General features: G+C 61.6%; 16 protein-coding genes. 14 read left to right on the top strand and 2 right to left on the bottom strand.

The annotated features are described in order from the left end of the window. Positions 1-296 precede the first annotated feature (296 nt). The 8 genes from ACS5Q0_RS10810 (at position 297) to ACS5Q0_RS10775 (ending at position 8,531) form a co-directional block, all read left to right on the top strand. On the top strand, positions 297-1,292 hold the full coding sequence (locus ACS5Q0_RS10810; RefSeq protein ID WP_473126632.1) for a DctP family TRAP transporter solute-binding subunit: 996 nt from the start codon (positions 297-299) through the stop codon (positions 1,290-1,292). 69 nt (positions 1,293-1,361) lie between these two features. Continuing rightward, on the top strand, positions 1,362-1,919 hold the full coding sequence (locus ACS5Q0_RS10805; protein ID WP_473126631.1) for a TRAP transporter small permease: 558 nt from the start codon (positions 1,362-1,364) through the stop codon (positions 1,917-1,919). Beyond that, positions 1,916-3,196, top strand: a complete 1,281-nt coding sequence (locus ACS5Q0_RS10800) for a TRAP transporter large permease (RefSeq protein ID WP_473126630.1) — start codon at positions 1,916-1,918, stop codon at positions 3,194-3,196. The genes ACS5Q0_RS10805 and ACS5Q0_RS10800 overlap by 4 nt, the downstream gene beginning before the upstream one ends. Positions 3,197-3,307: 111 nt before the next feature. Beyond that, the gene (locus ACS5Q0_RS10795) at positions 3,308-4,288 is read left to right on the top strand and encodes a D-2-hydroxyacid dehydrogenase (protein ID WP_473126629.1); all 981 of its coding nucleotides are present in this window, start codon (positions 3,308-3,310) and stop codon (positions 4,286-4,288) included. 109 nt (positions 4,289-4,397) lie between these two features. Further along, on the top strand, positions 4,398-5,222 hold the full coding sequence (locus tag ACS5Q0_RS10790) for a class I fructose-bisphosphate aldolase (RefSeq protein ID WP_473126628.1): 825 nt from the start codon (positions 4,398-4,400) through the stop codon (positions 5,220-5,222). Next, positions 5,219-6,259 carry an alcohol dehydrogenase catalytic domain-containing protein gene (locus tag ACS5Q0_RS10785; RefSeq protein WP_473126627.1) on the top strand — a complete coding sequence of 347 codons (1,041 nt, stop codon included), beginning with the start codon at positions 5,219-5,221 and terminating at the stop codon, positions 6,257-6,259. The genes ACS5Q0_RS10790 and ACS5Q0_RS10785 overlap by 4 nt, the downstream gene beginning before the upstream one ends. Continuing rightward, entirely contained in the window at positions 6,252-7,808 is a 1,557-nt protein-coding gene (locus ACS5Q0_RS10780) for a xylulokinase (protein WP_473126626.1), read from the top strand. Before ACS5Q0_RS10785 ends, ACS5Q0_RS10780 begins: the two co-directional genes overlap by 8 nt. Before the next feature lie 18 nt (positions 7,809-7,826). After that, on the top strand, positions 7,827-8,531 hold the full coding sequence (locus tag ACS5Q0_RS10775) for a FadR/GntR family transcriptional regulator (protein ID WP_473126625.1): 705 nt from the start codon (positions 7,827-7,829) through the stop codon (positions 8,529-8,531). A 530-nt stretch (positions 8,532-9,061) separates the two neighbouring features. Here the strand turns inward: ACS5Q0_RS10775 and ACS5Q0_RS10770 are convergent. Next, complete coding sequence (locus ACS5Q0_RS10770) at positions 9,062-9,187, bottom strand: hypothetical protein (protein ID WP_473126624.1); 126 nt, start codon at positions 9,185-9,187, stop codon at positions 9,062-9,064. Positions 9,188-9,509: 322 nt separating this feature from the next. Here ACS5Q0_RS10770 and ACS5Q0_RS10765 point away from each other — a divergent pair, with 322 nt between their 5' ends. Further along, positions 9,510-11,804: a bifunctional diguanylate cyclase/phosphodiesterase gene (locus ACS5Q0_RS10765; protein WP_473126623.1), complete on the top strand. Its 2,295-nt coding sequence runs from the start codon at positions 9,510-9,512 to the stop codon at positions 11,802-11,804. A 114-nt stretch (positions 11,805-11,918) separates the two neighbouring features. Here ACS5Q0_RS10765 and ACS5Q0_RS10760 read toward each other — a convergent pair whose 3' ends face one another. Next, positions 11,919-12,893 carry a Bug family tripartite tricarboxylate transporter substrate binding protein gene (locus ACS5Q0_RS10760; protein WP_473126622.1) on the bottom strand — a complete coding sequence of 325 codons (975 nt, stop codon included), beginning with the start codon at positions 12,891-12,893 and terminating at the stop codon, positions 11,919-11,921. Positions 12,894-13,195: 302 nt separating this feature from the next. Between ACS5Q0_RS10760 and ACS5Q0_RS10755 the strand changes: the two genes are divergently transcribed. From ACS5Q0_RS10755 to ACS5Q0_RS10735, 5 genes are all read left to right on the top strand, one after another. Beyond that, positions 13,196-13,927 carry a GntR family transcriptional regulator gene (locus ACS5Q0_RS10755; RefSeq protein ID WP_473126621.1) on the top strand — a complete coding sequence of 244 codons (732 nt, stop codon included), beginning with the start codon at positions 13,196-13,198 and terminating at the stop codon, positions 13,925-13,927. A 34-nt stretch (positions 13,928-13,961) separates the two neighbouring features. Further along, a complete protein-coding gene (gene acnA / locus ACS5Q0_RS10750; RefSeq protein ID WP_473126673.1) occupies positions 13,962-16,652 on the top strand; it encodes an aconitate hydratase AcnA in 2,691 nt (896 codons plus the stop codon). 1 nt (position 16,653) lies between these two features. Continuing rightward, positions 16,654-17,817: a PrpF domain-containing protein gene (locus tag ACS5Q0_RS10745; RefSeq protein WP_473126620.1), complete on the top strand. Its 1,164-nt coding sequence runs from the start codon at positions 16,654-16,656 to the stop codon at positions 17,815-17,817. Positions 17,818-17,873: 56 nt separating this feature from the next. Next, positions 17,874-18,797 carry a methylisocitrate lyase gene (prpB, locus tag ACS5Q0_RS10740; RefSeq protein ID WP_473126619.1) on the top strand — a complete coding sequence of 308 codons (924 nt, stop codon included), beginning with the start codon at positions 17,874-17,876 and terminating at the stop codon, positions 18,795-18,797. Positions 18,798-19,053: 256 nt separating this feature from the next. After that, positions 19,054-20,712, top strand: a complete 1,659-nt coding sequence (locus ACS5Q0_RS10735; RefSeq protein WP_473126672.1) for an FMN-binding glutamate synthase family protein — start codon at positions 19,054-19,056, stop codon at positions 20,710-20,712. The last annotated feature ends 2 nt before the right edge of the window (positions 20,713-20,714 follow it).

Below are 20,714 nucleotides of genomic sequence, written 5' to 3'. Positions count from 1 at the left end.
ATCGCGAGCTTAGCATGTCCTTCAGATCGCCCGATGGCGGCATGCTCGGCAGTATGGTCCTTCGAACGCATTCTTCAACAGCCGGCGCAAGCGGTCCCGTACGCAGAAGGGCTGGACCCTGAATAAACGGCCGAGATGCGGCGAAACTGCGTAACAAAAATGGCTCCGCTCAACCGACTATCGTCTAATTCCGCAATGGTAGACATTATTGGTTATACCACTTGTCAGCTTTTTTATTGTCATCTAGCCTATTGGTATAACCAATAATGCCAACTAAGAACCAGGAGGAGACGAGAATGCTGAAAACCATCGTCCGTGGCATGGCCACGGCTGCGCTCATGATGGCGGCAACCGCAGCGGGGGCCCAGACGAACTTCACCCTTTCGACACCGGACCCGGACAATTCCGAGATTACCCTGGCGGCCAATAAGTTCGCCGAGCTCGTCTCACAGAAGACCGGCGGCAAGGTTGCCGTGAAAGTATTTCCGAACGGGCAGCTCTATGGCGGCGATCCTTCGGCCGCGGTGAAGCAGCTTGCGGGCGGCTCTCTCGACATGCTGCTGCTGTCCACATCGCTCTACGCCAACTTCAACCCGAAGTTCACGGCCATTTCCGTGCCTTACCTGTTCGCGGACACCGCGCAGCTCCGCTCCTATCTCTCCGGGCCGATGGGCCAGGAGCTCACTGCCGACTTGAGCAAGATCGGTATCCAGGGCCTCGGGTTGTGGCCGCGCCCGTTCCGCCAGATGACCAATTCCCGCAAGCCGATCACGAGCCCGCAGGATCTCGCCGGCATGAAGTTCCGGGTTCCGAACAACCCGCTCTGGGTCGAGTTCTTCAAGAAGCTGGGCGCTGCCCCGACCCCGATGGCTTTCGCGGAAGTTTACAACGGTCTGCAGCTCAAGGTCATCGACGGACAGGAAAACCCGATCAACATTCCGGTGACTGCCAAGTTCTACGAAGTGCAATCCTACGCGACCATGTCGAACCACATGGCGGACGGTTGGGTGCTGGCCATCAATCCCGCCAAGTACAACGCGCTTCCTGAAGACCAGAAGAAGGCCATCAAGGAGGCGGCCGTCGAGGCGGAGGCCTGGAAGGTCGAGAACGATGCCGCCGACGAAAGCAAGTCGATCGCGACCCTGACCGAGAAGGGCATGAAGGTCGAGCGCCTGACGCCCGAGCAGCAGAAGGCCTTCGCGGCCGTCGCCAAGGAGCTGTTCCCCACCTTCGCGCAGTTGGTGAAGGATCAGGCGTTCTTCGATCGCACCATCGCGGCGGTCAGCAAATAACACGATCGATCATCCTCCAGGAATGCTGGCCGCTTGCGCGGCCAGCATCGCATTCGGGAGTGACGGCCTATGGCTCACAAGCCATCCCTTCTCGGCAGATTCGTCAAAATCACAGCCGACTTCGCAGCGGGGGCGACAGCCACCGGCATTCTGATCGTGGTGCTCGTCCAGGTGGTGGGCCGGCTGCTCGGAGCGCCCGTATCCTGGTCCGAGGAGGCCACCCGCTATCTCTTCGTCTGGATGGTCTTCCTCGGGCTGGCCGCAGGATTCCGGACGGTGGAGAGCGCGAGGGTCGTAGTGTTCATCGCCGCGCTTCCGAACCTGTTTCGGCGTCTTGCCGTGCCGATCTATGTCAGTTCCTCAGTTCTGTTCTTCGCTCTCATGGGATGGACCGGCCTGAGCCTCATCCGTCAGCAGTTGATGATGAACGAGCAGACGGCGACCCTTCCGATCCCCATGTGGGTGATCGGACTCATCATGCCCATCTCGGCCGTTCTCGCTATTCTGGCGATCTTTGAATCGCTCAAGGCAAGCCGCAATCTCATCGAGCTTCCGGAGGTCGGTGTCCAGCCGCAGGTCGAACTCGACGAAACCGACGCCTTCGTTTCGAAAGGGCATACGTCATGAGTATTGCGCTGCTTCTGCTCTTCCTGGGACTGTCCGCCATCGGCGTTCCTCTGGCCGTCGCCCTGGGCCTTGCCAGCGTTGCCGTCATCCTGCTGTTCACCTCGACGCCGATCGACCTGCTGTCGCAGAGCATGTTCTCGGCCATGAACTCCTTCCTGCTCGTCGCCGTGCCGCTCTTCATCCTGGTCGGCCATTTCATGGAGCGGGGCAGGGTCGCCGAACGCATCTTCGACTTCGCCGAGGCCATGGTCGGCTGGATGCCGGGCGGCCTCGGCCACGTGAACGTGGTGTCCTCCGTGATCTTCGGTGGCATCTCCGGATCGTCCGTCGCCGACATCGCATCGGTGGGCGCCATCGAGATCAAGGCGATGGAGCGGCATGGCTTTCCGAAAGGCTACGCGGTTGGCATGACGCTCGTCACATCGACGCTGTCCTCCATCATTCCGCCGTCCATTCTCGTGGTGATCGCGGGCTCCATTGCGAATGTGTCGATCGGGACCTTGCTCGTGGCCGGTCTAATCCCGGGCCTGTTCATTGCGTTCGTCTTCATGGTGTTCAACCATTTCTACGCGGTGAATTACGGCTACAATCCGCCGTCCCCGTTCAATGTCCGACTCGTGGTCACCACAGGCCTTCGCGCGATCCTGCCGATGCTGACGCCCGTCATCCTGCTCGGCGGCATCGTCAATGGGTTCTTCACGCCGACCGAAGCCGCCGCCATCGCGGTGCTCTACACGATGTTCCTGTCGGTGATCGTCTATCGCACGATTCCTGCCTCCGAGATCTGGAGCATCTTCGTCGAGACGGCCCGCGCCTCCGGCACGATCCTGTTCATCGCGGCGACCGCGAAGCTCGCGGCCTGGGTCTTCACCTTCGACGGGTTGCCGGTGCAGGTCGCGGAATTCCTGTCCACCATCAGCACCGGGCCGACGATGGCGCTGTTCCTGATCTTTCTGTTCCTCGTCGTGGTCGGAATGTTCATGGATGCGATTGCGGCCATGTTCATCCTCATCCCCGTGCTGCTGCCGCCGGCCATTAAAATGGGCATCGACCCGATGCACTTTCTGATCGTGACCGTGATCACGCTCACCCTGGGCCTGGTGACGCCTCCCGTCGGCGTGTGCCTCTATGCCGTCGCCCAGGTGGCCAAGATGTCGATCGAGGATGTCATCCGCGGATCGATGGCGCCGATCCTGATCCTGACCGCCGCGATCCTGGCCCTGGTCCTGTTCCCGGTCTTGACCGTGGGGCCGATCAGGTTGCTCGGGCTGTACTGATTGTCGCCCTTCGAGCGTCCCGGCAAGGACGGGACGCCGGTTCATCAGGGAATCCAGGCCCTGCATGCAGCGGAACGGATTGCCACAACTGACTAGCACGAAGTGGTTCGCATGACTGAAATCTCGCCCGACAGGCCGGTTCGCATCGTCTTCCTCGACCGTGATACGCTTTCGCCGGAAACGAAGCTGCGGACGCCGTCCTTCCCGCATGAATTCGTGGCCTACGGGAAGACCGCACCCGAGGAGGTCGCGTCCCGGATCGCCGGCGCCGACATTGTGATCACCAACAAGGCCCCGGTCCGGCGAGACGCCATCGCTGAGGCGCCAGCGCTGAAACTGATCGCCGTCGCCGCCACCGGATACGACGTCGTGGATGTCGTGGCTTGCGCAGAGCGCGGCATCGCCGTGTGCAACATCCGCAACTATGCCGTGAACACGGTCCCCGAGCATACCTTCGCTCTGATCCTCGCCCTGCGGCGCAGCATCCTGGCTTATGTGGACGCGGTCCGCCGCGGTCGCTGGCAGGAGGCGGGTCAGTTCTGCTTCTTCGATTATCCGATCCGGGATCTCGCCGGCTCGACCCTCGGCGTCATCGGCGACGGCGTGCTCGGCAAGGCGGTGGCGGATCTGGGCCGCGCCTTCGGGATGCGGGTTCTCTTCTCGGCCTACAAGGGCTCGGCCGGGATGGGGCCGCTCTACACGCCCTTCGAAGACGTGCTGCGCCAGAGCGACGTCATCAGCCTGCACTCGCCGCTCATGCCGTCGACCCGCAACATGATCGCGGCGCCGGAATTCGCGTTGATGGAGCGTCGCCCGCTCATCGTCAACACCGCGCGAGGAGGGCTCGTGGACGAGGCCGCTCTGGCGGATGCGCTCACCTCCGGCCGGATCTCCGGCGCCGCGTTCGACGTCGTGACGGCGGAGCCGCCGCCCGCCGATCATCCGTTCATGCGCCTCGTCGATCGGCCCGACTTCATCCTAACGCCCCATGTGGCTTGGGCCAGCAGCGAAGCCGTTCAGGGACTCACGGACCAGCTGGTCGAGAACATCGAGCTGTTCTGGGCCGGGATACCACGAAATTTGGTCGCGTGATAATTGGTCAAACCAATTGCGATATTCAGAATATAGGTTTATAAGATTGGTATAACCAAATGCCCCCCATCGTTTCGTCGGTGTCCCCGACTGTGCTCTAGGAGTCGCTATGTTTCTCGGTAAAGAAGTTCGCCTCAGCCGGATCGTGAATCGTAAGTCGGGCCGCATGCTGGCCGTTACGGTCGATCACCCGATCACCCGCGGGATGATGCCCGGGCTCGTCGATATCCGATCCGTGATGAAGAGGGTGGTAGCCGGTAGCCCGGACGCGATCACGATGCACAAGGGCATCGCCGAAAAGGTGTTCGCCCCTTATGCGGGCCAGGCATCGATCATCCTGAAGGCGAGCGCCTATTCGGTGCAGTATCACCCGACTTACGACGCGCCGGTCGCGGACGTGGAGGAGGCGGTGCGGTTCGGCGCCGACGCCATTTCAGTGGGCTGCATCGTCGGCGGTCCCGATCAGGCGCAGCAGCTGACCTTCCTCGGTAAGATCTCGAAGGAAGCAGCCTCCGCCGGCATGCCGCTCGTCGCGCATATTTACCCGAAGGGCGCCCTGATCAAGGATCAGCATGACGCCAAGGTGCTCGCCTATGCGGTTCGCGCCGGCGCCGAACTCGGTGTCGACATCATCAAGACCATGTGGTCCGGCTCGGCCGAGAGCTTCCGCTCGGTCGTCGATGCCTGCCCGTCCATTGTGGCGCTGGCCGGTGGCGAGATGGGCGAAACGCTGGAAGACTATCTGCGGATGACCCGTGAGGCGCTCGATGTTGGCATGCGCGGCGTCACCTATGGTCGTTTCGTCTGGTCCCACCCGCATACCTCCGCCGTTATCAAGGCCCTGTCGGCCCTGATGCACGACGATGCTGGTGTCGAGGCAGCTCTGCGGGTTTATGATCGCGCTCTCGAAGAAGAGAAGGACCTCCGGACATGAAAGCCGCTGTTCTTCGCGCTCCCGACGACGTCGTCCTGCAGGATGTCGCAACTCCGTCCGCCGGGCCGGGCGAGCTGATCCTGAAGGTGAAGGCTGCGACCGTCTGCGGGACGGACATCCGCATTCTCCGCGGCCGCAAGACCAAGGGCGTCCGCTTCCCGTCCGTTCTCGGCCATGAGTTCGCGGGCGAGGTGGTCGAAGTGGGGGCCGGGGTCTCGCAGTTCTCCTGCGGCGACGCGGTCTCGGTCAATCCCGTTATTCCCTGTCGCAAATGCGCGTATTGCAAGACCGGCCGGGAGAACGTCTGCCAGAACCGTCAGGCCATTGGGTACGAGTTCGATGGGGCTTATGCCGAATACCTGAAGGTCCCGGCGCTGGCGCTCGAATCCGGCAATGCCGTCCGCATTCCGCAGGGCATGCCCTACGAGGCGGCCGCCCTTGCGGAGCCGCTGGCGTGCTGCATCAACGGGCTGCGGAATGTGGGCGTGGAACTCGGCGACGTCGTCGTCATCCTCGGGGCGGGGCCGATCGGCCTCATGCACGCGGCGCTCGCGCGCCGGGCCGGCGCGCGGCTGGTCATCATGAGCGAGCCGAACGAGATGCGCCGCCAAGCCGCTCTCGATCGCGGCGTCGACATCGCCTGCGACCCGACCAGGGAAGACCTGGCGCAGGTGATCCGCGGCGTGACCGACGGACTCGGCGCGGATGCGGTGGTTCTGGCCATCGGCGTTCCGGCACTCGCCAACGAGGCGCTGAAGCTGGTCCGCAAGGGCGGCCGCGTCAATCTCTTCGCAGGGTTCTCCGCCGGCGACATGGCGACGTTCGATGTCAACCTCGTGCACTACAACGAGATCATCGTGACGGGAGCCAGCGCGTTGCGCCGGCAGGATTACGAGACGGCCCTCAAATTGCTCGCGGGAGGGCTCATCGATGCCGACTCGCTCGTGACCCATCGCTTCGAACTGGCCGACGCCGTCGAGGCGCTGAAGGAGGCGGAGAGCGGGCGGGCCTTGAAGGTGGCGATCCGCAATGACTGAAGCCTTTCTCGGAGTCGATGCAGGAACGAGCGGGATCAAGGTTTGCGCCTTCACGCGTGAAGGCCGCCTCGTCGCCAAGGCGCATCGGGCCGTCCCCGTCATCACGCCTTATCCGCTCTGGGCCGAGATCGACCTCGAACGCTACTGGGCGGCGACCGTCGATGCCATCCGTGAAGTCGCGGCCCGCGCCCCGTCCATCGTCTCCATCGGGCTCGCCACGACCTGCCCGACGACCATTCTTCTCGACGAGGACGGTCAGGCGGTGCGGCCGGGCATTCTCTATCTCGACGGCCGCGCCCAGGCCCATCTTGACGAAGTGATCGGTTCCGACGGCGCGGCCTACATGAAGCAGACCGGCAACCGGGCGAGCACGTCGACCTGCTGGGCCGCCAACCTGGCCTGGATTCGGGAGCACGAGCCGGCGGCATGGGCGAAGGCGCGGCGCATCACCATGCTCAACGGCTTCCTGGCCCGCCGCCTCAGCGGACGGGACGGCATCGAGCCGACGCAGGCGTCCTATTCTGGCCTGATGCGGATCGGCGATTCCGAGCCGCGCTGGAACCGCGATCTCCTCGCACTGTGGGGGCTCGACGCCGCGATCCTGCCCGAGATCAGCGCCTGCACGGACATGATCGGTCGGGTGACCGACGGGGCGTCGGCCGCGACGGGACTGCCGGTGGGAACGCCTGTCGCCCTCGGCGCCGCCGATACGGCGGCGGCTTCTTTCGCCGTCGGCCTCACGAGCAGCGGCAAGGTCTTCGAATCCGTCGGCACGTCGGGGGTGATCACGTTCTGCCTCGACCAGCCGGATTTCGAGCCGTCCTTCCTGCATCGCCAGCATATCATGCCGGGCCGCTGGCTGGCCCATGGGGCGATGTCGACATTGGGCGGCGCCTTCGGCTGGCTCAACAACAAGGTCTGGCCAGAAATCAAGACTCTGGCCGAGCTGGAGCATCTGGCCCAGGAATCCGTCCCAGGAGCCAACGGTCTTCTGTTCCTGCCCTATCTGGCGGGCGAGCGCAGTCCCATCTGGGACGCGGAGGCGAGCGGCAGCTGGCTCGGGCTTCTTCTGCGACACAGCCGCCAGGACATGGTGCGCGCCGTCTTCGAGGGAACGACCTTCGGCCTGCGGCAGATACTGGAGCGCGGCTCGGCCAAATGGGGCACGCGTCCGGAGCGGATGCTCGGTGTGGGCGGCGGAGCGCGGAACCGGTTCTGGGGGCAAATGAAGGCGGATGTCCTCAAACTCGACTACATCATGTCCGATATGCCTGACGCTGCGGCACTAGGGGCCGGACTGCTCGGCGCCATCGCGGCAGGCCTGTTCACAGGCACCGCAGATGCGGACCTTCCGCTGATCTCGGCCAATGCCGCGCCGATCCGGCCCGGTTCCCGACGGACCATCGAGACCTACGATCGCATGTTCAGGATCTTCGATGCGGCTTACCCGCAGATGCGCGACTTGATGCACGCTCTTGCAGATCGTAGTTCTGGCCAGTACGCAGACGAGGAGCCAAGTCCCCGTTTTGGGGCGCGGGCCAGCGGGTAGAAGGAGCTGCGGTTTTCGATGACCGACGGCGAAGACGATATCCTTGCGCGTGTCATCGACATCGCCATGGAACTCAGGCCTGACAGCAGCGGGCGGATCAAGCTCCCGACAGAGCGTGAGCTGGCCGACCAGCTCGGCGTCCAGCGCCCGACCCTGCGGGACCGGCTGACCGTTCTTGAAACGCTCGGGCTGCTCCAGCGCGTCCAGGGCAGCGGAACCTATCTGGCGCTGCCGAACTCGCGCTTTCTGCAATTCTATTTCGACGTTGCCCTCAAGCTCGGGTTCATTTCGATCGACCAGATCCAAAGCGCCATGGAGATGATCGGCCGGGAAATGGCGGGCGCGGCTGCCATTCAGGCAAGTTCCGCGGACCTCGCCGCGCTCGATGGCCTGATCGATCGGATTGCTCAATCGGATTCCCTGGAAGATGTCGTCGAGCTCCAGTTCGAGCTCCATGCTAGCCTTGCCAGAGCGTGCCGCAATCCCGTGATCGTCATCGTCATCGATGGTCTCTCCTCGGTCATTCGATCGGTCATTGCGAACAAGGTCAGGATCATTTCCATGGTCCGCGGCGCTTTCGAGCGAAACGTCGAGGCCTATCGAGCGCTCGTCCAGGCATTGCGCGACCGCGAGCCTGAACTGGCGCGCGAGGCGATCCAGGAATGTTACTGGTTGTGGCGCCGGGAGGAGTCGAAAATTTCTATCCTCAATATCAACGAGTGATGATCAAGCGGACGTCGTCTGGAGAGGACCCGACGATGCTCAGGCGCAACCGGATTGCCAGGATTCCCAAGAGAGCGCGGTCTTGCCGCGCCCGAGGATGGGTTGGTGCTGCCCGCCAGTCCGCAGGTTGGCGCAAACGGTGAATGGGAGTGAATGGCAATGAGTGGCCCTAAGCCGTGCCCTGTTTGCGGAGGAGCCAAACTGGGCGTCAACTGCCTTGAGACATACGGGCAGTACGAGGCACATTATGTTTGCCTGAGCTGCGAGAATGAAGACGCCCCACAAGGTCCTTTGTCAGAGCCGTGCGGTACGGCGGCTGAGGCGGAAGAGGCTGCTCTTCGGGGTTGGAACGGTTTCGTATCCGGGTATTTTTCTCACAGGGCCGCCTAAAGCATTTTCGTCGCAATGGCCCGGTTCGCCGCAAAGAAGCGGCACAACCCCGAAGAGACCTGGTTCCAGGCAAGTGGAAGCACCTCTAGGTGTCAATACCGTCCTGTGATCCGAAACCCTGTTGCTGCCTGCGAACGTGCTCAGGGGAGCTTATTGCCGGCACGTGTGAGGTGCTCGTTCAGCATCCGCTCGGCCCTGAGCTGGTTTGCAAGGGCCAGGGCATTCACAAGGTGCATGAAAGCGCGGAGGATGGTGGCTACGATCATGACGGGTATTCCTAAAGCAAATCCCTGGAAGAATTCTCCTGGGAGACCGGAGCACTGAACTGTACTCCGCTGAGCTCTAGATAATCTTCTATGTTGCAGTGCGGAAGATTGGTCCGGTCACGTGACCTATGCGCCTATGACATAAGGACGTGTTGCACCGCCCTGCACAGATCAGGCGAGGGCCACCAGCCCCGAGCATAAACCGCGAGTTCTACATTCAGAACTCCAATTAGCGATTTCAGCGGTTGAGATTAACGAAATAACGACAACTTCGGGCGCATGCTAGCGGAGATCGTCCCGAGGAGCCGAGTCGGACTTCGTTGTGTCAGCTTATTTGATCCTTTTCCTTAGCATTTTTGCCGCTGGTGCCGCAGTCCTCGGTGCGGCCGCCCTTTTCGTGCGCGGGCACAGTGACGATCTTGCGAGAGCTGAGAGCGATCTGACCGGCCTCGCCCATGCATTGCAGGAGCAGACGGACGGCGTTCTCCAGTCCATCGATAGCGTCTTGCGCGACGTGGTCGGCAGAATTCCGCAGGCCTGTCTCACCGCAAAAGAGTTCGACGGGTTTGCCGCGTCACAGGCCACAAAGGCCATATTGGTCGGGGCGTCCCACTCCCTTTCCCCGATCATCCGCATCGACCTTGTCAATGCGCAGGGGCGGATCGTCGGCACATCGAATCCACACCCGACGTCCGATCCCATTTATCTGACCGACACGTCCTACTACCAAGATCTCTCAACGGATCCGTCACTGATCTCATATCTCAGCGAGCCCAGAAGGATCCGATCGAGCGGCAGAAAGATCCTCTCCCTCGCCCGGAAGATCAAGGACACCGAGGGAAACTTCCTCGGCATCATCGTGTCCATGATCGACCTCAGTCATTTGGAGGGAATCTACGAGAAGCATCTCAAGGCACGCTCGCTGACAGTTACGCTCTATCGGCGCGACGGCATCATTCTTGTCCACACTCCGGCAACGGAGAAAGCGCTCGGGCGCAGAATTTGGAAGCCCAACACGCCTCTGCAGCGGATGATCGCGAAGAACAGTCCGACGCTCATCCGCGACGTCGGCTGGATCGACGAGAAAGAACGGTTGGTTGCTCTTCATCCTCTTGCCCATCATGCCTGCGGCATAGCGGTCAGCCGGACCGTGGCGGAGCTCATGGCGGGACGGCGTTTCGAAGCCCGTTTGATCCGGTTCGTCGCCTATCTCATGGATATCGCAATCGATACCACGAGCCTGCTGGGCTTGAGGCATGTCAAAACCGGTATTCTCAGGGCTGCCAGCGAGAGCTACCTGTCGCGCCACGATATCCTGACCAGACTTCCCAACAGGCTTCTCTTTGTCGAGGAGCTGAAGCGGGCCCTCCTGACCTCCCAAAGATCCGGTGCAGATTTTGCGTTGCACCTTTTCGATCTCGAGCGGTTCAAGGACATCAATGACAATCATGGACATGCGGTAGGGGACGAGGTCATCCAAATCGTGGCGAGACGCCTGCGCGAACGTCTCAGAAAGAGCGATTTCGTCGCTCGTATCGGCGGCGACGAGTTTGCCATCATTCAAAGGCCGGTCGTGGGCCGGCAACAGGTCATCGACCTCATCACGGCCATCCAAGCCGCCATGAAGGTTCCATACACAATCGGCAATACGGAGATCGAGCTCGGGCTTTCCGTCGGCGTCGCGATGGCGCCCTCCCACGGCAAGACCACAACCGAACTCATGAGGTCGGTCGACGTCGCCCTCTATGCGGCAAAATCCGATGCCGACAGCACTTATCGGTTCTACGACCCGAACATCAAGGATTCTCGCGCGGAGCGTCGCGCACTTGAGGGAGCGCTGAGGAGCGCCCACGAGAACAAGGAATTCGAGTTGTATTATCAGCCGATCCTCGATCTGGCGACAAATCGGATATGGGGCTGTGAGGCCCTGGTGCGATGGAATCATCCGACGAAAGGAATGATCGCACCTCCCGAGTTCGTCCCGACCGCTGAAGAATCGGGTCTCATCGGTCCGATTGGCGATTGGATCCTCGAGGAAGCTTGCTCGGCGGCCATGACCTGGGATTTCCCTCTGAAGGTTGCGATCAACCTTTCCCCCGTGCAGTTCAAGCGTCGTGACGTGTTCGCCAGCGTCAAGAAAGCCTTAAGCACATCCGGTATGCCGGCCCGTCGCTTGGTGCTGGAGATCACGGAGTCCGTCAAACTCACTGAGGAGGCGACTGCGACACTCAAACGGCTCAAGGCTCTCGGGGTCTCGATCGCACTCGACGACTTCGGAACCGGCTATGCGTCGATGAGCTATTTGAGGAGTTTTCCTTTCGATAAGATCAAGATCGATCAGTCGTTCGTGCGTACCATGACGGGCTCACCCGACAGCCGTGCGATCATCAAAGCGACGATCGGCCTTGCGAACGATCTCAAGATGAGCACGACGGCCGAGGGTGTTGAGACGGAAGAGCAGCTCGACGCCCTGCGCCTGGCTGGCGCTTCCCAGGCCCAGGGGTTCTTTATTGCGAAACCGATGTCTCGCGAGGCCATTGCAGCCTTCATTGCGGACAATGAAAGAGCTTGGCACGACGAGCAGAGCAGAAGATTCCCAGCACGAGCCCTGGCCTGAACTTGTGCAGGATCAATGGATTTTCCTCCATCGCCAGCGATGCTGCAGCCGCCCCCATTAGCAAAACGCCGCGCGAAGGCGCGGCGTTTGCATGGCAATGCTGAAGGCCTATGATTATGACTTCACAAGGCCGACGGAGGTCAGTACCTCCTTGGTGCGTGCCTGATCCTCGGCCAGGAACTTGGTGAAGGCGTCGCCGGACAGATAGGAATCGGCCCAGTTCTTCTGCTTGAGAATCTCCTGCCACTCCTTCGATTTCGCCATCGTCTCGATGGCAGCCGCGATTGCCTTTTTCTGCTCGGGCGTTATTCCCGGCGCCGCCATCACCGAACGCCAGTTCGACACCTCGAGATCGATTCCCTGTTCCTTGAAAGTCGGAGCATCGATCTCAGGAACGCGACTGGCCGAGGTAATTCCAATCAAACGCAGCTTGCCGGCCTTGATCTGGCTTTCGAACTCGCCGTAGCCGGATATGCCCGCCGTCACCTTGCCGCCGAGGATGGCTGCCAGGGCCTCACCGCCGCCCGAGAAGGCGACATAATTCATTTTTCCCGGATCGACTCCGGCGAGCTTTGTGAACAGGCCCACGGCGATATGGTCGATCCCACCCGCCGCGCCCCCGCTCCAGGTGACTTTGGCGGGATCAGCCTTCACCAGAGCCAGAAGATCCTTCGCCGACTTGATCGGAGATTCCGGCGGAACCACGACCGCAAGGTACTCCGCCATCAAACGGGCGACCGGCGTGACCTGATCGAGCTTGACCGGCGCATTGTTCGTCAGAATCCCGCTGACCATTGCCGATCCGCTCATCATGAGCTGGCTGGGATCGCCTTTCGTCGTGTTCACAAACTGAGCGAGGCCGATGGCTCCGGCGGCACCGGGGACGTTCGTGACCTGGACGCTCTTGGCGATGCCGGCTTGCGTCAGAGCCTGCTGCATAGCGCGCGCCGTCTGATCCCAGCCACCGCCTGGGCCGCTTGGAATCAGGATCTTGAAGTCTTTGTCCTGGGCGATGGCGCCAGTCGAAAGAATGGTCGCGAAGACAGCTGCAGCTGCCGTGTGCAGGACTGTTCTGCGAGAGTAGGGCATGGTTCCTCCGGAGCGTTTTTACAGTGACGTCACCGGCCGCTTGCGTGCTGCCGGCGCTCATCGATTGAGCTGCCGCCTTTTCCACTCAGTTCGGCGGCTTCTTGTTGGCAGCGTATCAATGTTGCGCGCTGCATGGCTTCATTCGAGCTTGTGGCAGAAGGCTTGTCAAGCATAAGTGTCGACAATTTGTCTAATATCCATCAAACTGACTCAGCCTATGCCTGTTGTACCCACAATATTGTCGACATTCATTGACGATCCAATGAAGCGGCGTGTAAAGACCGTCAGCGAGGAGACACCGCATGTCCCGAGAATCATCGAGCGCCGTGGACGAGAGACTGACCGCTGCCGATCGCATCCTGAACCAGCTCAGCGATGCCATCCTGCAGGGGCAGTTGCGCCCTGGTGAGAAACTCAGCGAGCCGGAGCTGGCGCGGCAGCTTGGAACCAGCAGAGCTCCCCTTCGGGAGGCGATCAGTCGTTTGGAGGAGCGCAAGCTCGTGACGCGCGCGCCGCATGTCGGCGCACGTGTGATCGAGCTGACGCCCGAGAAGATCCAGGAAATCTTTGTGGTGCGGGAGGCGCTTGAAGGCATGGCCGCGCGGGAGGCGGCAATCCGGATCAGTGACGCTGAAATCGAGCAGCTGAGGCTCATTCTGGCCCGGCATGAAGCTCGTCTCGACGAGAGCACCTTCAATGTCGAGGATCTTCAGGGCGACCCTGACGACGATTTCCATCTTTTCATCGTCACGTGCAGCCGCAACGAGACCCTGATCAATCTCCTCTGCGGCGAGTATTACAATCTCATTCGTCTGTGTCGCCGCCAGCAGAGGCGGATCGCCGGACGCGTGCAGCGCGCCTTGGTCGAACACCGCCGAATCGCGGACGCTCTGGCCGATCGCGACGCGGAACTCGCCGAGCTGACGATGCGCCGCCATATCGCTGCCGCGAGGGCAGGCCTGGCGGCGAGCGCCGCATCCGGATCAATCCCGGAAGCGTCCCCGAACACGTCCAGGCAAAAGCCGCAGCGATAATGTCCCTGCAGCTAGTGCCAGAACGGATTCCATGATGTCCTTGAAAGCAAGCATCCGTCGGACCCTCACTGTCGACGAACAACAGATCGCATATTTCGACCTGAAAGCGCTGGCGCAGAACAACCTCGCCCACATCGAGCGGATGCCGTTCTGCCTCAAGATCCTGCTGGAGAACCTGGTGCGCCACTCCGGCCGGAACGGAGTGTCAGACGAGGACGTGTTGTCGTTCGCAAACTGGAAGCCTCGATCCGGCCAACAGGCCGAGGTCGCGTTTCATCCTGCGCGTGTGTTGATGCAGGATTATACAGGAGTGCCCGGTCTCGTCGATCTCGCGGCCATGCGAAGCGCTATGCAGAGCCTCGGGGACGATGCAAGGCGCGTCAATCCGCTGATCCCGGTAGACCTCGTCGTCGACCACTCTCTTATCGTCGACGAGGCCGGACATGCGGGCGCCTTCAGCAAGAATCTTGCTTACGAGTATCAGCGCAATGGGGAGCGGTACCGTTTCCTGAAATGGGCTCAGCAGGCCTTCAATACGTTGCGTGTGGTCCCGCCGGGGTCCGGCATCCTCCATCAGGTCAATCTCGAGCACATCGCCTCCGTCGTTCGGGTCGAGCAGCATGACGGCGAAAGCGTCGCGTTTCCCGATACGATGGTTGGAACGGACAGCCACAGCACGATGGTCAATGCCCTGGGTGTTCTCGGCTGGGGCGTCGGCGGCATCGAGGCGGAGGCGGCGATGCTCGGGCTGCCTCTAGCCGTGTCGTTTCAGGATGTCGTCGGGGTGAGACTCACTGGCCGCCTCCGCGCCGGAGTGACTGCAACAGATCTTGTTCTCACGCTGACACAGCGCCTGCGGTCTCTCGGCGTCGTCGACAAGCTGGTCGAGTTCACGGGGCCTGCTCTCGACGAACTGCCCGTCGCCGACAGGGCGACGATCGCCAACATGGCGCCGGAATATGGATCAACCTGCGCCTTCTTCCCGATCGATCAGGCGACCTTGGACTATCTCCTCCTGACGGGCCGTGAGGCCAGTCATGTCGCGATCATCGAAGCCTATTGCCAGGCCCAAGGGCTCTGGCGAGAGGCCAGGGCTCAGGAGCCGGATTTCAACACGATCGTTCCATTCGATCTCGGTGACGTGGAGCCTTGCGCGGCCGGTCCGAGACGGCCACAGGATCGCGTGCCGCTCCATCAGGTGCCGGAGAACTTCCGAGCCGAGATGCAACCTCCCTCGTGCCGGGCAGCCGATGACGAAGTCAGTGATGGAGCCATCGTCATCGCAGCCATCACGAGCTGCACGAATACCTCCAACCCCGCTGTCATGATCGCCGCTGGCCTCCTGGCGAGGAAGGCGGTTGCTCTGGGTCTCAAGGTCAAGCCCTGGGTCAAGACTTCCTTGACGCCGGGATCCAGAGTCGTGGGTGGCTATCTCGAGGGAAGCGGCCTTCAGGCTGACCTCGATCAGCTCGGATTTCAGATCGCAGGCTATGGTTGCGCCACATGCGGCGGAAATTCGGGGCAGCTCGCCCCCTGGGTCGAAGAGGCGATCCGCGACAAGAATCTCGTGGCTTGCTCCGTGCTTTCAGGCAACCGGAATTTCGAGGCGCGCATTCATCCCCTGGCACGGGCGAATTACCTGATGTCGCCGCCTCTGGTCGTTGCCTATGCTCTGGCGGGACGCGTGACCGTCGATCTCACGCGGGATCCTGTTGGAACCACGCCTGAGGGCCGTCCCGTGTTTCTTCAGGAGATCTGGCCGACATCGTCGGAAATCGCAGAGGTGCTCGGCCGCACTCTGTCGCCTGGCCTGTTTCGTCAGTCCTATGCCGAACTCTTCGCCGGGGAGGGTGAATGGAACACCCTCAGCGGGAGCACGGGAAGCCTCTTTTCATGGGACGAGGCGAGCACCTATATCCGCTGTCCGCCCTATTTCGATGGGAAGCTCTCTGGAGAGTCACAATCCCTGCGGAGCTTGAAAGGCGCCAGGCCGCTCCTGCTGCTCGGGGACAGCATGACAACCGACCACATCTCGCCGGTCTCCGACATTCCTGCAACTTCGCCCGCGGGCCGCTATTTGACGGCGCAGGGGGTTCCTGTCCGCGATTTCAATGCCTATGGGGCGCGCCGAGCCAACCACGAAGTGATGGTCCGGGGCACGTTCGCCAATATCCGTCTTCGCAACGAGATGGTGCCCGGAACAGAGGGCGGCTTCACGCGACATTACCCGAGTGGCGATGTCATGTCCGTCTTCGAGGCCGCCGCCCGGTACGCATCCGCTCAGATTCCTCTCGTCGTGGTTGCAGGCAAGGAATATGGAACGGGCTCGTCCCGCGATTGGGCCGCGAAAGGAACGCGGCTCCTGGGGGTGCGTGTCGTGATCGCCGAGAGCTTCGAGCGGATTCACCGGGCGAACCTCGCGAGCATGGGCGTTCTGCCGCTTCAATTCGTGAATGGGACGACGCGCGCAGCCCTCGGGCTGGACGGCACCGAAACATTCGAGATCGACGATATGGTCGGCCATGCGCAGCGCGGAGCCGTTGTGGCGTGCCGGATCACCCGGGCAGACGGATCGACGGTCACGGTACCGTTGAAGTGCCGCTTGGATAGTGAGAGCGACGTACAGGTCTGGCGCGCGGGAGGCATCCTGCCATTCGTGCTCCGCCGGTTGCAAAGTCCCATGGAACGATCGTCCCAAATCGAAGTCGTCGACAAGGTCATCTGATATGCCACAGACTCCAGTTCGGGCCGTTTACATCCGCGGCGGAACCAGCCGCGCGATCATCTTCCGACCCGAGGATCTTCCCGAGAACAAGGCTGATTGGGATGCAATCTTTCTCGCCGCGATCGGGAGCCCGGACCCGAACGGTCGGCAGCTCAACGGGTTGGGGGGCGGGATTTCATCCCTGTCCAAGATTGCCGTCGTGGGCTCCTCCACGAGGCCCGATGCGGATGTGGATTACACCTTCGGTCAGGTGGCGGTCGGAGAGCCGTTGGTTCAGTACCGGGCGAATTGCGGAAACATCTCCTCCGCCATTGGTCCCTTCGCCGTGGACGAGGGATTGGTTCAGCCCGATGGCGCGACGGCAAAAGTCCGGATCCATAATACGAACACGGGCAAGATCATTGTCGCTCAATTTCCTGTGGTGGACGGGAAGGCCGCCGTCGAAGGCGATTTTCAGCTGGACGGAGTGGCCGGGACAGGCGCTCCGATCCGACTGTCCTTCCTGGAGCCGGGCGGGGCGGCAACCGGCCGGCTGCTGCCGACGGGAAATGCGCAGGACGTCCTTGAGGTGGAGGGTGTCGGACGGATCGATGTTTCTCTGGTCGACGCAGCCAATCCGACCGTGTTCGTGGAAGCTGCGGCCCTGGGCTTCACCGCGACCGAGCATCCGGACGTGCTGGCAAGCGACCCGAAGGCACTCGCGCTCTTCGAGAGCATCCGGGTCGCGGCGGCCGTGCGAATGGGGATTGTCGCCAATGAGGACGAGGCGCGGACACGCACCCGCAACCTTCCCATTGTCTCCCTTCTCGCGGCCCCAGGGGAGGCCACGACTCTGAAGGGGAGCCGCTTGTCTCCTGCTGACATGGACATCATGACCCGCATGATCTCGGCAGGGCAGCCGCATCGTGCAACCCCGCTGACTGCTGCCATGTGCCTCGCGGTGGCCGTGAGGATTCCCGGGACTATCGCGAGCCGGCTGGCTGCCCCGGCTCACGATGCTGGGGCCGACATCCGCGTCGCCCATCCATCAGGGGTGATCCCCGTTGCAGCCTCAGTCGAGGCTGAAGATGGAGCTGCGTTCGCCAAGGAGGCAGTCGTCTACAGGACAGCCCGGCGTCTCATGGAAGGGGCCGTGCTCGTTCCCAGCCGTCTCGTTGCCTCATAGCTCATGGTGGCATCCACGTTTGCCCTGATCCGAGAAGAATGAAGAAGGATTTTACGATGCCGTATCTTATTGCCAAAGACCTTCCCACGGCCAGCGCCGGCGATCGGTTCCGCGAGTTGCTGAGCCGCCCTGAAATCCTGCAGATCCCGGGGGCCTACAATGGTCTAGCTGCGTTGCAGGCCAAGGCGGCGGGATTCGATGCGCTCTATCTGTCGGGCGCGGCGATGAGTGCATCGATGGGATTGCCCGACCTTGGCGTCATTACGGTCGACGAGGTCTGCTTCTTCATCCGGCAGATCGCACGGTCGTCTGGCCTGCCGATCCTTGTGGACGGCGACACGGGATATGGCGAGGCCCTCAATGTCATGCACATGGTCCGCAGCTTCGAGGATGCAGGCGCTGCCGCGGTCCATATCGAGGATCAGATCCTGCCCAAGAAATGTGGGCACCTGAACGACAAGAAGCTGGCATCTCCGCAGGACATGGCCGCAAAGGTGGCCGCCGCCGTGAAAGCGCGCCGCCATCTCTACGTCATTGCGCGGACGGATGCAGCAGCGAGCGAAGGGCTTGATGGCGCCGTTGCCCGCGCGAAGCTCTATCTCGAGGCCGGAGCCGACGCGATCTTCCCTGAGGCGCTTCATGACGCCGACATGTTCCGGGAGTTCGCAAAACGTGTGAACGCCCCGTTGCTGGCGAATATGACCGAGTTCGGAAGAACCCCGTTCTTCAGCGCAAGCGAGTTTCACGCAATGGGATATCGTATGGTAATCTGGCCTGTCAGCGCTCTGCGGGTCGCGGGAAAGGCGCATGAGGAACTCTATGCGGCCATTGCGCGAGACGGCGGGACGCAGAACATGTTGGAGCGCATGCAAACGCGCAAGGAGCTCTACCAGACGATCGGTTATCACGCCTATGAGGCACTGGACGACAGTATTGTCCGTACGCTGACGCCGGAGGGCATGCCGAACCGAGCGGGATAGCCACTAGAGTCATTTTGGGCGCAGTCGATCCGGTTCGCCGCAAAAAATGCGTCACAGCAAAGAAAAGAGCCGATTCCCCGCAAAGGGGAACGGCTCTAGCTGTCCAAAGCTCAGGCTTCATTCAGGAATAGTTCCACCGCTGGCCGCGCTCCACCGAGCCATCGGTAAGGGCATGACCATTGCTTATCTGCTCCAGAAGGGCCAAGATAAGCACTCCCCTGTATGCCGTCTGTGGACATTTCGAATAACCCCCAAAATGCTGACGACTATCCTCTCATACCAGCGTTACGCTGTGTTCGTGGCTGCCGGTCTCATGACGCTCGCTTCGCTTGCCGGTGCAATGGTCTACAGCGAATGGCTGTTCATCGTCGCGGTGGTTTCAGGGGCGTTGTTCTTCCTCGGCATTCACGATCTGTGGCAGCACCGCCATTCGATCTTGCGCAACTACCCGACGGTCGGGCACCTGCGTTTCCTGCTCGAGAGCTTCCGGCCGGAGATCAGGCAATACATCATCGAGAGCGATCATGATGAGGTGCCGTTCAGCCGTCAGGATCGGGGCCTCGTCTACCAGCGGGCGAAGGGCGTTGAAGACAAGCGGCCCTTCGGGACCATCGAGAATGTCTATAGTTCCGGCTATGCGTGGCTCACCCACTCCGCAACGCCTCTCACGATTGTCGATACGGACTTTCGGGTGCGGATCGGCGGCTCTGCCTGCAAACAGCCCTACAACGCCAGCCTCTACAATATTTCGGCAATGAGTTTTGGGTCCTTGTCGGCGAATGCCATTCTCGCGCTCAACGCCGGCGCCAGAAAAGGCGGTTTCGCCCACGATACGGGCGAGGGTGGGATTAGCCGCTATCACCGGCAGGGCGGCGGCGACCTGATTTACCAGGTGGCGTCTGGCTATTTTGGTTGCCGCAACGACGATGGCAGCTTCTCGCCCAAGAAATTCGCCGAACTCGCCGCCGATCCTCAGATCAAGATGATCGAGCTGAAGCTGAGCCAGGGGGCAAAGCCCGGCCATGGCGGCATGCTCCCAGCTTCGAAAATCTCCAGGGAGATTGCCGAAGCGCGCGGCATCCCCATGGGCGTGGACTGCGTCTCTCCGGCCGCGCACAGCACGTTCTCGACCCCGATCGGCCTCATGGAGTTCATCGGCGAGCTGCGGGAGCTTTCCGGCGGCAAACCGGTCGGGTTCAAGCTCTGCATCGGCCATCGTCGCGAATTCATGAGCATGGTCAAGGCCATGCTCAAAACCGGTATCATCCCTGATTTCATCGTGGTCGACGGTGCCGAAGGCGGAACGGGCGCTGCTCCGGTGGAATTCGCCAACCGTGTCGGCATGCCCATGCTTGAGGCGTTGACCTTCGTGCACAATACGCTGCGTGGCGCCGGGATCCGGGATGAAGTCAAGATTGGCGCCGCCGGCAAGATCGTCTCCGCCTTCGACATTGCCCGCACCTTGGCGCTCGGTGCCGATTGGTGCAATGCCGCGCGTGGTTTCATGTTTGCGATAGGCTGTATCCAGGCGCAGTCCTGCCATACCAACAAATGTCCCGTCGGCATCGCGACGCAGGACCCCATCCGCCAGCGCGCGATCCATGTCGGTGACAAGAGCGACCGCGTGGCGCGCTTCCACCGCAATACGATGCAGGCGCTGGGCGAAATCGCCGGAGCTGCTGGCTTAAACAATCCCAGCGACTTCATGCCGTATCACTTCATGTTCCGGCAAAAGGAAAACGAGTTTCTCGATGGCAACGAGGCCTATCCTTACCTACCGGAAGGATTTCTTGTTTCAGGCGAGGAAATCCCCGAACTGGCCGATTGGCATGGGCGCTGGGATCGGGCAAAGGCTGAAAGCTTCGCCCCGCCGGAAATTCCGCATGGGCCCTTCCAACGGCTGAAGGCCGCCTGATC

It is taken from the genome of Microvirga sp. HS2 (assembly GCF_055792805.1).
Note: the sequence above shows the minus strand (reverse complement) of the source record. Positions and strands in the feature narration are given on the sequence as shown.